We start from the raw sequence: 12,429 nt of genomic DNA on the forward strand, positions 1-12,429 counted from the left end.
CATATCAAAGCGGCGCGCGGTACTGAACAGGTAGATCAGCAGCTGGCCGAAGGAAATGTCGCTGATGGGGCGCTCGAACACCGGTTCGCAGACAGCGCGCATGGCGGACTCGAAGTCTTGCACCCGGGTGGTGGGAGGCACCCAGCCACACTCCACATGCAGCTCGGCTACTTCCCGGTAGTCGCGGCGGAACACCGCCAGCAGGTTGCGCGCGAGGTAGTACTGGTCGGCGTCGCTGAGGCTGCCGACAATGGCGCAATCCACCGCGATATAGCGCGGGTCCGCCGGATCGCCGGCATCCACGAAGATATTGCCGGGGTGCATGTCGGCGTGGAAGAAGTTGTCCCGGAACACCTGGGTGAAGAAGATCTCCACCCCGCGCTCCGCCAGCAGTTTGAGGTCCGTGTGCCGGGCCTCCAGGGTTTCGACGTCGGTGACCGGAATACCGGCAATGCGTTCCGATACCATCACGTTGCTGCGGGTGAAGTCCCAGTACACCTGCGGCACATACACCAGCTTGCTGCCCTCGAAATTGCGCCGCAACTGGGAGGCGTTGGCAGCCTCCCGCCGCAGGTCCAGCTCGTCGAATATGGTCAATTCGTAGTCCGCCACCACCTCGACCGGGCGCAGTCGCTTGCCGTCTGGCAGGTAGCGCTGTACCAGCCGCGCCAGGGTATACATCAGTGCCAGGTCCTGGGTAATGACCGGCCGGATATCGGGCCGCAGCACTTTCACCACGACATCCTCGCCGCCGTGCAGGGTGGCGCCGTGTACCTGGGCCACGGAGGCCGACGCCAGGGGCAACTGTTCAAACCGCGCGAACAGGGTCGTGATCGGCTGGCCGAGGGCGGTCTCGATGATGCCGGCGGCCAGCGCCTCGTCAAACGGTGGCACCTTGTCCTGCAGCCTGGCCAGCTCATCGGCGATGTCAGCCGGCAGCAGGTCCCGGCGGGTCGACAGCAACTGGCCGAACTTGATAAAGACCGGGCCCAGTTCCTCCAGTGCCATGCGCAGGCGCGCACCGCGACCCGGGTCCGGACCCTTTCCGGCCCGCCACGGGGACAGGCGCAGCAGGGTGCGCGGCAGGGCGGGCAGCCTGTCCGTGTCGATGAACTCCTGCAGTCGATAGCGACCGGCAATGTGCAGGATGCGCAGCAGCCGACGGCTGCGGCTGAAAGGGCCGGCGGTCACGGTGTGGCCTGCGCGATACGCTTGCGCAGCCTCGCCAGCCGCGATTGCAGGCGCTCGACCCGCTGCTCGAGGGCCTGCACGTCGGCATAAAAATCCTCGATCTCCAGCCGCGGCGGGCTCAGGCGGGCCTCCTCGTGAACAAATTCCTCCAGCTGGCGCAGCAGGCTGCGACCGACCACCCGGCCGTTGCTGACCGCCGCCCGCAGCAGCTCGGCCAGCTGGTGGCCTGCGACGTCACCCAGGGTTTCCACCAGCGGTGCCTCCCAGTCCAGGTCCAGGCGGCCAAGGATTTTCTGCAGCTCGATCAGCGGTGCGCTGTCACCCTGCAGGGCCAGGTTGCCATTGATCAGGGTCGCGGCGGGGTCGCTGGAGCTGGCGAGTTCAACGAAGTCTTTGGCGGTGCCGGTGACCCGCGTGGTCACCGGGGCATCGTGATAACCGAGCAGCCGCACCCGCTCTGCGCCCGGTTGCAGGTAGACGGCGACAGCCGGCTCGGTACATTCGATGGCGAAGCTGCGATCCGCGAGTCGCGCCAGTGAGCGCCGGGCGACCGGGTCCAGCGCCAGGGCCCGATTGAGCGCCGCTTCCAGCGCCGCCAGTACCGCCGTGGTGACGGTGGGATCGAGGCCGGCGGCCATGTCAGGCCTTGAAGCCCCGGTGCAGGGCAACGATGCCCCCGGTCAGGTTGTGGTATTCGCAATTGACGAAGCCCGCATCCTCCATCATCCCCAGCAGGGTCTCCTGGTCGGGATGCATGCGGATGGACTCCGCGAGGTACTGGTAGCTTTCGCTGTCGCCGGCCACCAGCTTGCCCATCAGCGGCAGCACGCGAAAAGAGTAGCCGTCGTAGGCCTTGCCGAGCAGTTCGCTGGTGGGTTTGGAAAACTCCAGGATCAGCAGGCGCCCGCCGGGCTTCAGTACCCGCAACATCGAGCGCAGTGCCAGGTCCTTGTCGGTCACGTTGCGCAGGCCGAAGGCGATACTGACACAGTCAAAACTGTCGTCCGGGAATGGCAGGTACTGGGCGTCCGCCTGCACATACTCCAGGTTGCCCTGGTGACCGCTGTCAATCAACTTGTCCCGCCCCACCTGCAGCATGGATTCGTTGATGTCTGCCAGCACGACCCGGCCGCTGGGGCCGACAATGTCGGCGAACTTCGCCGCCAGGTCACCGGTGCCGCCGGCGATATCGAGTACCGACTGGCCCGTGCGCACGGCACTCAGCTCTATCGTGAAGCGCTTCCAGATCCGGTGCACGCCGCCGGACATGAGGTCGTTCATGAGGTCGTAGCGGGCGGCCACGGAATGGAAGACGTTGGCAACGAGGCCCGCCTTGGCGTCCTCTTCAACTTCCTTGTAGCCGAAATGGGTGGTGCGTTTCTTGCTCATGCGGCCTCCGCCGACAACAGCTGACCGCGTATTGTAGCGCGATGTCTGCGCCCGGTCAGGGCTGGAAGTTGATGACCTGTACCTGGGGATCGCGGCTGGCGCCGGCGGCGGCCATCCGGTCCAGGTAGTCCTGCCACAGGGTTTCCTGTTGCGTGCACAGTTGGTGGAGGTAGTCCCAGGAATACAGGCCGGTGTCGTGGCCGTCGTCGAACACCAGCTGCAGGGCGTAGTGGCCGACAGGCTTGATGGCTGCGATGTTCACCCCGATCTTGCCGGTTTGCAGGACTTCCTGGCCCGGCCCGTGGCCCTTCACTTCGGCCGACGGCGAGTGCACCCGCAGGTACTCGCAGCTCAGGCGGTAGCGCTGCTCCCCCGGGTACACCAGTTCCAGCTCCCGCGATTTGCGGTGCAGGTGAATTTCCAGCGGTCGTACGGCGCTAGCTGTCATGGCGGGCTTCCGTCGGTTCAGAGGATGAAGCGTGAGAGGTCTTCGTCTTCACTCAGGGCCTGCAGCTGTGCGTTGACGTAGTCGGCATCGATTTTCAGGGCCTGCTGCTGCAGACCGGCGTCGGCCGCGGCAAAGGACGCCTCTTCAAGCAGGCGCTCCATGACGGTGTGCAGGCGTCGGGCGCCGATGTTCTCGGTTTTCTCGTTGACCTGCCAGGCGGTCTCGGCGATGCGTCGCAGGCCGTCCGGGGTGAACTCCACCTGCAGACCTTCCGTGGCCAGCAGGGCCTGGTACTGCTCGGTGAGGGAGGCGTCCGGTTCGGTTAGGATGCGCTCGAAGTCATCGGCGTTGAGGGAATCCAGCTCCACCCGGATAGGCAGCCGGCCCTGCAGTTCCGGAATCAGGTCCGAGGGTTTGGCCAGGTGGAACGCGCCGGAGGCGATAAAGAGGATGTGGTCGGTCTTTATCGCACCGTGCTTGGTGGTTACGGTGGAGCCCTCGATCAGCGGCAGCAGGTCTCGCTGCACCCCCTCCCGGGAGACGTCGGCGCCGCCGGTCTCGCCGCGTTTGGCAACCTTGTCCAGTTCATCGATAAAGACAATCCCGTTCTGCTCCGCCTCGCGGATGGCTTTCTGCTTCAGCTCTTCCTCATTCACCAGCTTGGCGGCTTCCTCGTCGCGGAGGGCCGTGAACGCGGCCTTGACCGGCATCCGGCGGGTCTTGCGCTGTTGTCGCGACAGGTTGGAGAACATGCTCTGCAGCTGGTTGGTCATTTCTTCCATACCGGGAGGCGCCATGATCTCCACCCCGGGGTTGCCGGCGGCGAGTTCCACATCCACTTCCTTGGCGTCCAGTTCGCCCTCGCGCAGCTTCTTGCGCAGCAACTGGCGGGTGCCGCTGCCGGCGCTGCTGTCGTCGGTGTCCCGCGCTGGCGGCAGCAGGATATCGAGCAGCCGCTCTTCCGCCGCTTCCTCGGCGCGGAACCGCACCCGCTCCATTTCCTGTTCCCGGTACAGCTTGACCGCCACATCCGCCAGGTCGCGGACTATGGATTCCACGTCCCTGCCAACGTAGCCGACCTCGGTGAATTTGGTGGCCTCGACCTTGACGAAGGGGGCGTTGGCGAGCTTCGCCAGGCGGCGGGCGATCTCGGTCTTGCCCACCCCGGTGGGGCCGATCATGAGGATATTCTTGGGGGTAATTTCCGCGCGCAGTGCGTCGGGCAGCTGCATGCGGCGCCAGCGGTTGCGCAGGGCGATGGCTACCGCCCGCTTGGCGTCCTGCTGGCCGATAATGTGCTTGTCCAGCTCGTGGACAATCTCGCGCGGAGTCATGTTGGACATTGTGCGTGCCGCCTAGTAGTCGAGTTGCTCGATGGTCTGGTTGTGGTTGGTGTAGATGCAGATGTCGCCGGCGATGTTCAGGCCCTTCTGGACGATGCTGCGGGCATCGAGTTCGGTGTTGTCCAGCAGTGCCCGGGCCGCCGACTGGGCGAACGGGCCGCCGGAGCCGATCGCGATCAGGTTGTCCTCCGGCTCAATCACATCGCCATTGCCGGTGATGATCAGGGAGGTTTCCTTGTCGGCGACCGCCAGCAGGGCCTCCAGCCGGCGCAGGGCGCGCTCGGTGCGCCAGGCCTTGGCCAGTTCGACCGCGGAGCGCACCAGATTGCCCTGGTGTTTGTCCAGCTGGGCCTCGAACAACTCGAACAGGGTAAAAGCATCCGCTGTCCCGCCGGCGAAACCCGCCAGCACCTGGTTCTTGTGCAGCCGGCGGACCTTGCGGGCATTGCCCTTCATGACCGTGTTGCCCAGGGATACCTGGCCGTCCCCGCCGATCACGACGCTGTTGCCGCGCCGTACCGACAGGATGGTTGTGCCTCTGTATTGTTCCACAATCTGTCTCCTGTTGCGGTTGATATGGGGGGTGCTGGCGGGAATTCAAGCGCGGCGGGCGGGGGTGGCCCTGGCGGGCCGGGAAACTGGATCAGGGGCTGTCCCGCTTCATCAGCAGGGTGTCGATATTCTGCGCCGCAGTCAGCCCGCGAGCCCGGCTCATCTCGGCATGGGCCTGGAACGGCCCCAGGTACACCCGGAAAAAGCGCCCGTGCTCGCCGCTGGCTTCCTCCACCCGGGGCTCCAGCCCCAGCAGCAGCAGTTCCGCCCGGCGCCGGTCCGCGTCCTCGCGCTGGCGGAAAGAGCCGGCCTGCAGCAGGTAGGTCTCGCCCTGTGGCGCGGTCTCGGTGCGCGGTGTCGCAACCTGGGCGGGCTCGACGTCGACGTCAATGCGCTGTTCCGGCAGCACGGTGTAGAAATCGAACCGCGGCTTCGGTGGCGTTTCCTCGGTGCTGGCGGTTGCCGGGCCGGTGGCCACACCGGGATCGGTGCCTGCGGGCAGTGTGCCCAGGTAGAGCAGCAGACTGAGGAAAACCCCGGTGGCGACTCCGGCACCGTACCAGCGCCAGGGATTGGCGCGCGGTTGGGTGGGGGTGCGGCTGGCGGCCTGGGGTTTCCTGCGCGCCCCGCTGCGACTGCCCCTGGCATAGTCCCGGGCCATGGTTACATGGTCTCCGGAGCGCTTACGCCCAACAGCCGCAGGCCATTGGCAATGACCTGGCGCACGGCTTCGCCCAGAGCCAGGCGCGCATCGCGCAGATCCTGTTCTTCCACCAGCACCTTGTGGGCGTTGTACCAGGAGTGGAATTCACCGGCCAGCTCCCGCAGGTAGTTGGCAATGGTATGCGGCTCGCTGGCCGCCGCCGCGCCAGCCACGACTTCGGGGTACTGGTCCAGGCGCTTTAGCAGCGCCTTTTCGTGGTCTTCCTGCAGCCGCTCCAGCGCCGCCAGGCTCCGCTCTGGCACCCAGTCCCAACCCTGTTCCGCCAGTTTGCGCTGCATGGAGCAGGCCCGGGCATGGGCGTATTGGATATAGTAGACCGGGTTGTCATTGCTTTGGGACATGGCCAGGTCGATGTCGAAGGTGAGCTGCGAGTTCGGTGCCCTGGCCACCAGGAAATAGCGGGTGGCGTCGCAGCCCACCTCGTCTATCAGGTCGCGCAGGGTCACGTAGCTGCCGGCCCGCTTGGACAGCTTGACCTCGCTGCCGTCGCGCATGACCGTCACCATCTGGTGCAGGACATAGTCGGGCCAGCCTTCCGGAATACCTGCCTCCAGGGCCTGCAGTCCCGCGCGGACCCGGGTCACGGTGCTGTGGTGATCCGCCCCCTGCTCGTCGATCACCCGTTCGAAGCCGCGCTGCCACTTGTTGAAGTGGTAGGCGACATCGGGCAGGAAGTAGGTATAACCGCCCTCGCGCTTGCGCATCACCCGGTCCTTGTCGTCTCCGAAAGCGGTGGTGCGCAGCCACAGTGCGCCGTCCTCTTCGTAGGTGTGGCCATTGGCGGTCAGCCTGGCCACCGTCGCTTCGACCTCCCCCGAGTCGTACAGGGACGATTCCAGGAAGTACTGGTCGAAATGCACGGCAAAGGCCTTGAGGTCGAGATCCTGCTCCCGGCGGAGGTAGGCCACGGCAAACTCGCGGATCGCGTCGAGATCGTCGGGGTCGCCCAGGCCGGAGACGTGGCGGTCTTCGGCGTCGATCCTTTCACCGGCGAGATAGGCGCTGGCCACGTCCTGGATATAGCCGCCGCGGTAACCGTCTTCGGGCCATTCCGGGTCATCGGGTCCCAGTCCGTGGCAGCGCGCCTGCACCGACAGCGCCAGGTTGCTGATCTGGGCACCGGCGTCGTTGTAATAGAACTCACTGGCGACCGACCAGCCGGTGGCGGCAAGCAACCGGCAGATACTGTCGCCGACCGCGGCGCCGCGGCCGTGGCCTACATGCAGGGGGCCAGTGGGGTTGGCGGAGACAAATTCCACCTGCACCCGGCGGCCGGCGCCGGTGCCGGAGCAACCGTACTGGCCGCCCTGCTCGAGAACTCGTTGCACCACGGCCTGGCTGCTGCTGCTGGAGAGGAAAAAATTGATGAACCCGGGACCCGCAATCTCGGTCTTGCTGATGAAAGAGGCTGTGGGCAGTGCCGCGCAGATCATCGCGGCCAGGTCGCGGGGTTTCCTGCCGGCACTTTTCGCCAGGGTCAGGGCGATATTGCTGGCCAGGTCACCGTGGCTGGGATCCCGGGTGCGGTCGATACTGATCTCCGGCCGCGTATCCGCGGGCAGTTCACCCGCTGCGACCAGCGAGTCCAGTGCCTGTTGGATCAGCTGTGACAGTTGTTCCTTCATTTCGGGGAAGCTTACCTGCTGTGTGAGTGGCGAGGGCCGCGACGGCGCGGCCCGGCAGGCGCGCATTATCGCCGTAAACGGTTGCCCATGGCCAGAGTGATGCCGGTTCAGCCCAGATCCAGCGGGTCAACATCGATGGACCAGTTCAGGCCGTTGCGCGCCGGCAGCTGCGTTGCCTCCGCCGCCAGCAGCCGGGCCGCGCGCTGAGCGTGGCGCACATCCGCCGCGGTAACCAGCAGCTGGCTGCGAAACTTGCCAGCCCGGCGTTGCAGTGGTGAGGGCAGTGGCCCGATCAGCTGGCAACCCGCGGGCAGTTGGTCCTGGACCTTGCGCCGCAACGCGCCCAGGAACGCCTCCCCGGTGCTGGCGTCCGCACTGTCCGTGCGCAGCAGCAGCAGGCGGCCGCAGGGCGGCATGCCGCTCTGGCGACGCTGCTCCAGCATTCTCCGCGCCTGGACCGCATAGCTTTCCTGCAGCATGGCCTGCATCACCGGGTGATCCGGGTAGTGGGTTTGCAGCAGCACCCGGCCGGCGTCACCCGCGCGCCCTGCCCGGCCGGCGACCTGGGTGAGCAATTGCGCCATCCGCTCCTCGCCGCGGAAATCGGCGCTGAACAGCAGCGCATCGGCGTCGATCACCGCGACCAGGTTTACCCCCGGGAAATGGTGACCCTTGGTCAGCATCTGGGTGCCGAGGAGAATACACGGTAGCCCGGTGCCGACCTCATCCACCAGGGCCTGCATGGCCCCGCGGCCCTGCATGGAGTCGCTGTCGACCCGGTGTACCGGCCAGGCGCTGAACTGCAGGCGCAGGACATCCTCGGTCTGCTCTGTGCCCAGGCCGTTGGTCAGCAGGCGGTTGCCGTGGCACTGCGGGCAGCGGCTTGGCAGGCTTTCGCCCGCGCTGCAGTGATGGCAGCGCAGGCGGCGCTGGCGCCGGTGCACGGTCAGCCTTGCGTCGCAGGCCCGGCACTGGGCGATCCAGCCGCAGTCGTGGCACTGCAGCGTTGGCGCATAGCCGCGCCGGTTGAGGAACAGCAGGACCTGGTGGCCTGCCGCAAGAGTGGTGCGCACGGCTTCGCGCAGCTCAGCGGACATGCCGCCCTGCAGTTCCTGTCGGCGGACGTCGATGGCGGCGATCTCCGGCAGCTCACTGCTGCCCGCGCGCAGGGCCAGCTGGTGGTGGCCATAGCGGCCCTGCAGGGCGTTGTGCAGTGTTTCCAGCGCCGGGGTGGCGCTGCCCAGGATCACGGTGCAGTTTTCGATCTGCGCGCGCTTTACCGCCAGGTCGCGGGCGGAATAGCGGAAGCCGTCCTGCTGCTTGAACGAGCTGTCGTGTTCCTCGTCGACAATGATCAGACCCGGACGCTGCAGGCTGGTGAATATCGCCGAGCGGGTGCCGATGACGATACCGGCGGCGCCAGTGCGGGCCGCTTCCCAGGCCGCGTAGCGCTCGGTGGCATTGAGACCCGAGTGCAGCACGGCGATGCCCTGGCCAAAGCGGGTTCGGAACCGCTCCAGAGTTTGTGGCGTCAGGCCAATCTCCGGAATCAGCACCAGCGCCTGGTCCCCCTGCTGCAGGCAGTGGGCAATCAACTGCAGGTAAACTTCGGTCTTGCCGCTGCCGGTCACGCCCTCCAGCAGGTGACTGGCGAAACTGCCGTAACCGGCAAGTATGCCGGCCACCGCCGCTGCCTGGTCCGGGTTGAGCGCCAGTCCGGGCCCCGCTTGCGCGGTCACGGCGGGGGGTGGCAGCGTGCAGCGTTCAGCGAGGCCTTTTTGTTCCAGCTGGCGCAGGATGGCGGTGCTGATCCCCATTTCCCTGAATACCGTGCCCGCCACAGCACCGCCCTGCTGCAGCAGCTGCAGTGCCTCGGCCTGCCGCGGCGATCGCCCCAGCGCCCCGTCGGGCAGGCCCCTGCCACGCTGGCTGAGGGTCCAGGCCGAAGCTCCGGGGGGCTGGTGCGGCTTGCCGCCGCGCAATCCGGGGGGGAACGCGAGTTCCAGCACCTCGCCCGGGGGGTGCTGGTAGTAGTCCGCCGCCCACAGGCACAGTTGCAGCACGGTCGGCGCCGGGAGCGCCTCGGTATCCAGCAACTCCCGGGCTTCCTTGAGGGCCGATCCGGGCACTTCACTGTCGGCGGCAACTTCAACCAGGTAGCCCTGCAGCTGCCGACGGCCAAAGTTGACCCGCAAACGGCACCCCGGCTGCAGCGCCTCGATCTCTGCCGCGGACAGCTGTGCCGGGGGCAGATAATCGAACAGGGAGCGCAGCGGAGTCGGAATGGCGAGGCGGAGTATTGGCATTGCGCCTCTCATGGGCGTGGCTGGCGGTTGCGGGGCAGGTAATAGTACAGCACCGGGAAGGCTTGCGTCCGGCGCTGTGTCTGGTACTATGCGCGCCTATTTTTTCGCGCTATCTCCACAAGTCCGGTGCGGTGCCCGACGGGATCGGGTGGCGGCGCCAATACACAGGAGCAACACCATGAAAGCAGATATCCATCCGAAATACGAGGCGGTCACGGCAACCTGCAGCTGCGGCAACGTCATCACCACCCGTTCGACCCGTTGCGAAGACTTCCATGTCGACGTCTGCTCGCAGTGTCACCCCTTCTTTACCGGCAAGCAGAAAGTCATGGACACCGGTGGTCGGGTAGATCGCTTCAAGAAGCGCTTTGGTGCTCGCGGCGCTTCCCGCTAGGGTTGTGGCGGTCGGCTGCGCATGTCGCAGCGCATACGAAAGCCGGGTTCCGCAAGGAGCCCGGCTTTTTTGATGCGGCTTGTGAGGCCGGGATCTTTTCTATATTCTCGTTCGACTTTCTCGCAGGTGCCTCGAAAAGCGCGACCATAATTATGAGCAATGATTTCAGACAGGCTGCACTGGATTATCACTCCGGGCCGGTGCCTGGAAAAATCAGCATCGAGCTGACCAAGCCCGCCGAGACCCAGGCCGACCTCGCCCTGGCCTACAGTCCGGGGGTTGCCGAACCCTGCAGGGAGATCGCCGCCGACCCCGAGGCCGCCTATCGCTACACCGGCAAGGGCAATCTCGTGGCAGTTATCAGCAACGGCACTGCCGTGCTGGGCCTTGGCAACCTGGGTTCACTGGCGAGCAAGCCGGTGATGGAAGGCAAGGCGCTGCTGTTCAAGCGCTTCGCCGGTATCAACTCGGTGGATATCGAGGTGAATACCGAAGACGCGACAAGTTTTATCGATACGGTCGCCAACATTGCCGATACCTTTGGCGGTATCAACCTCGAGGACATCAAGGCCCCCGAGTGCTTCGAGATCGAAGCGGAGCTGGGGCGTCGCTGCAGCATTCCGATTTTTCACGACGATCAACATGGCACCGCCATCGTCACTGCCGCCGGCATGATCAACGCGCTCGAGATCCAGGGCAAGCGGCTGGAAGATGCGGTGATTACCTGCCTGGGAGCCGGCGCCGCGGCCATTGCCTGTATGCGTCTGCTGCTGAGCATGGGTGCCAGGCAGGAGAATATCTACATGCTTGATCGCCGCGGGGTGATCTATGCGGGCCGCGAGGGCGTCAACACTTACAAGCAGGAGTTCGTCAACAACACCGACAAGCGCAGCCTCAGTGATGCGGTCAAGGGTGCCGATGTTTTCGTCGGGCTCTCCGGGGCGGATCTGTTGAGTGCGGACATGCTGCTGTCGATGGCTGACCGGCCGGTAGTGTTCGCCTGCTCCAATCCCGACCCGGAAATCCGCCCCGAGCTGGCGCACAGCGTGCGGGACGACCTGATCCTGGCCACCGGTCGCTCGGATTATCCCAACCAGGTCAACAATGTGCTTGGATTCCCCTTCATTTTTCGCGGTGCCCTGGACGTGCGCGCGAGTGCGATCAACGAGGCGATGAAAATCGCCGCGGTCAAGGCACTCAGTGAGCTGGCGCGGGAGCCGGTACCGGCCTCGGTGCTCAGCGCCTGCGGTGAATCCGAGTTGTCCTTTGGTCCGCGCTACATTATTCCCAAGCCGGTGGACCCCAGGCTGCTGGAGCGCATCGCGCCTGCGGTCGCCCGGGCCGCCGTCGACAGCGGAGTGTCGCGGATACCCTATCCGGAAGGCTACGCGCCCAGCATGGGCGCCCCGCGCTGAAATACCGGGACAGCCATGCTGCTGTCCCTCAGAAGATATCCTTGATCAGTTCTTCGTTGGTCCTGCGATCAGCGCCGGGCTGCTCGCCGTCGCCGGTCTGGCCCGGTACCTCTTCTTCCCGGAAGTATTCGAAGATGGCATTGTCCTGGCCCGGGCGGGCCAGCAGTCCCGTGTCGGGGTCAATGCGTACATGGACGATGCCCGGCGGCAGCGGCGGCTCGACATCCGGGCTGTCGCGCAGCGCGCCCCGCATATAATCTATCCAGATCGGCAGCGCCGCGGTGCCACCGAATTCCCGTCGACCAAGCGGCGTATAGTTGTCAAAGCCCACCCAGGCAGTGGTGACGACATCCCTGTTGTAACCCGAGAACCAGGCGTCCATCGGCCCGTTGGTAGTGCCTGTCTTGCCCGCGAGGTCGTCGCGGCCCAGGGCCAGCGCCCGGCGGCCGGTGCCGCGCTTGATGACGTCCTGCAGGATGCTGGTGAGGATAAAGTTGGCGCGCTCCTCCATGACCCGCTCGGCGCGCGGTGCCCGGGGTGTCTCTGGCACGCCAGCCAGGATCTCCTCCATCCGCAGTTCTCGCTCCCCGGGCTCGGGATCGTCTGCGCAGTCCCGGCAGACGGTGGGCGGCGTGGCCTGGTATAGGGTGTTGCCATCGATGTCCTCGACCCGTTCAATCAGCCAGGACTTCACGGCGTAGCCGCCATTGGCGAGTACCGAGTAGGCGGTCGCGAGTTCCAGTGGCGTCATCACGTGCGTGCCCAGGGCAAGGGACAGGTCCGGTGCAAATTCGCTGGTGTCGATACCAAACCGTTCTACGTGACGCAACAGCCGGGGCACCCCGATCTGCTGCAGCAGGCGTATGGACACCAGGTTGCGGGATTGGGTCAGGGCCCAGCGCAGGCGGGTGGGACCGTAGAAGCGACCGCCGTCATTTTCGGGGCGCCAGACATCCTCCAGGGAGGTGTCCTGCAGCACCACCGGCGCATCGTTGATAATGCTGGCGGCAGTGAAGCCGGCTTCCAGCGCTGCACTGTAGAC

12 protein-coding genes are annotated in these 12,429 nt (G+C 65.7%); 2 read left to right on the forward strand and 10 right to left on the reverse strand.

Annotation, left to right across the window (positions count from 1 at the left end; translation table 11 throughout):
* The 9 genes from RJQ10_RS00780 to RJQ10_RS00820 all read right to left on the reverse strand — a co-directional run.
* Positions 1–1,191 (reverse strand): AarF/UbiB family protein (locus RJQ10_RS00780; RefSeq protein WP_350142630.1); only part of this gene is annotated, 1,191 nt, incomplete at its 3' end.
* Positions 1,188–1,829: a ubiquinone biosynthesis accessory factor UbiJ gene (locus RJQ10_RS00785; protein ID WP_350142632.1), complete on the reverse strand. Its 642-nt coding sequence runs from the start codon at positions 1,827–1,829 to the stop codon at positions 1,188–1,190. The genes RJQ10_RS00785 and RJQ10_RS00780, both read right to left, overlap by 4 nt.
* Position 1,830: 1 nt before the next feature.
* Positions 1,831–2,580: a bifunctional demethylmenaquinone methyltransferase/2-methoxy-6-polyprenyl-1,4-benzoquinol methylase UbiE gene (gene ubiE, locus RJQ10_RS00790; RefSeq protein WP_350142634.1), complete on the reverse strand. Its 750-nt coding sequence runs from the start codon at positions 2,578–2,580 to the stop codon at positions 1,831–1,833.
* Positions 2,581–2,635: 55 nt separating this feature from the next.
* Positions 2,636–3,028: a gamma-butyrobetaine hydroxylase family protein gene (locus RJQ10_RS00795; RefSeq protein ID WP_350142636.1), complete on the reverse strand. Its 393-nt coding sequence runs from the start codon at positions 3,026–3,028 to the stop codon at positions 2,636–2,638.
* 17 nt (positions 3,029–3,045) lie between these two features.
* Positions 3,046–4,371, reverse strand: a complete 1,326-nt coding sequence (gene hslU, locus RJQ10_RS00800; RefSeq protein WP_350142638.1) for an ATP-dependent protease ATPase subunit HslU — start codon at positions 4,369–4,371, stop codon at positions 3,046–3,048.
* Between the two features lie 12 nt (positions 4,372–4,383).
* Positions 4,384–4,923 carry an ATP-dependent protease subunit HslV gene (gene hslV / locus RJQ10_RS00805; protein WP_350142640.1) on the reverse strand — a complete coding sequence of 180 codons (540 nt, stop codon included), beginning with the start codon at positions 4,921–4,923 and terminating at the stop codon, positions 4,384–4,386.
* 91 nt (positions 4,924–5,014) lie between these two features.
* Entirely contained in the window at positions 5,015–5,584 is a 570-nt protein-coding gene (locus RJQ10_RS00810; protein ID WP_350142642.1) for an SPOR domain-containing protein, read from the reverse strand.
* Between the two features lie 2 nt (positions 5,585–5,586).
* Positions 5,587–7,272: an arginine--tRNA ligase gene (gene argS / locus RJQ10_RS00815; protein ID WP_350142644.1), complete on the reverse strand. Its 1,686-nt coding sequence runs from the start codon at positions 7,270–7,272 to the stop codon at positions 5,587–5,589.
* 107 nt (positions 7,273–7,379) lie between these two features.
* Positions 7,380–9,578: a primosomal protein N' gene (locus tag RJQ10_RS00820; RefSeq protein WP_350142646.1), complete on the reverse strand. Its 2,199-nt coding sequence runs from the start codon at positions 9,576–9,578 to the stop codon at positions 7,380–7,382.
* 178 nt (positions 9,579–9,756) lie between these two features.
* Between RJQ10_RS00820 and rpmE the strand changes: the two genes are divergently transcribed.
* Positions 9,757–9,972 (forward strand): 50S ribosomal protein L31, encoded by a 216-nt coding sequence (gene rpmE / locus RJQ10_RS00825; protein WP_350142648.1) that lies wholly within the window; start codon positions 9,757–9,759, stop codon positions 9,970–9,972.
* 152 nt (positions 9,973–10,124) lie between these two features.
* Positions 10,125–11,387: a malic enzyme-like NAD(P)-binding protein gene (locus RJQ10_RS00830; RefSeq protein ID WP_350142650.1), complete on the forward strand. Its 1,263-nt coding sequence runs from the start codon at positions 10,125–10,127 to the stop codon at positions 11,385–11,387.
* 28 nt (positions 11,388–11,415) lie between these two features.
* Here the strand turns inward: RJQ10_RS00830 and RJQ10_RS00835 are convergent.
* The coding region (locus tag RJQ10_RS00835; RefSeq protein WP_350142652.1) for a penicillin-binding transpeptidase domain-containing protein at positions 11,416–12,429 on the reverse strand (1,014 nt) is incomplete at its 5' end.

This window comes from Haliea sp. (genome assembly GCF_040222615.1).
GTDB lineage: Bacteria > Pseudomonadota > Gammaproteobacteria > Pseudomonadales > Halieaceae > Haliea.

Coding starts and splice junctions, on each gene's coding strand:
- ubiE (WP_350142634.1), bottom strand. CDS start 2,580: ATGAGCAAGAAACGCACCACCCATTTCGGCTACAAGGAAGTTGAAGAG.
- RJQ10_RS00785 (WP_350142632.1), bottom strand. CDS start 1,829: ATGGCCGCCGGCCTCGATCCCACCGTCACCACGGCGGTACTGGCGGCG.
- argS (WP_350142644.1), bottom strand. CDS start 7,272: ATGAAGGAACAACTGTCACAGCTGATCCAACAGGCACTGGACTCGCTG.
- hslU (WP_350142638.1), bottom strand. CDS start 4,371: ATGTCCAACATGACTCCGCGCGAGATTGTCCACGAGCTGGACAAGCAC.
- RJQ10_RS00820 (WP_350142646.1), bottom strand. CDS start 9,578: ATGCCAATACTCCGCCTCGCCATTCCGACTCCGCTGCGCTCCCTGTTC.
- RJQ10_RS00795 (WP_350142636.1), bottom strand. CDS start 3,028: ATGACAGCTAGCGCCGTACGACCGCTGGAAATTCACCTGCACCGCAAA.
- rpmE (WP_350142648.1), top strand. CDS start 9,757: ATGAAAGCAGATATCCATCCGAAATACGAGGCGGTCACGGCAACCTGC.
- RJQ10_RS00810 (WP_350142642.1), bottom strand. CDS start 5,584: ATGGCCCGGGACTATGCCAGGGGCAGTCGCAGCGGGGCGCGCAGGAAA.
- RJQ10_RS00830 (WP_350142650.1), top strand. CDS start 10,125: ATGAGCAATGATTTCAGACAGGCTGCACTGGATTATCACTCCGGGCCG.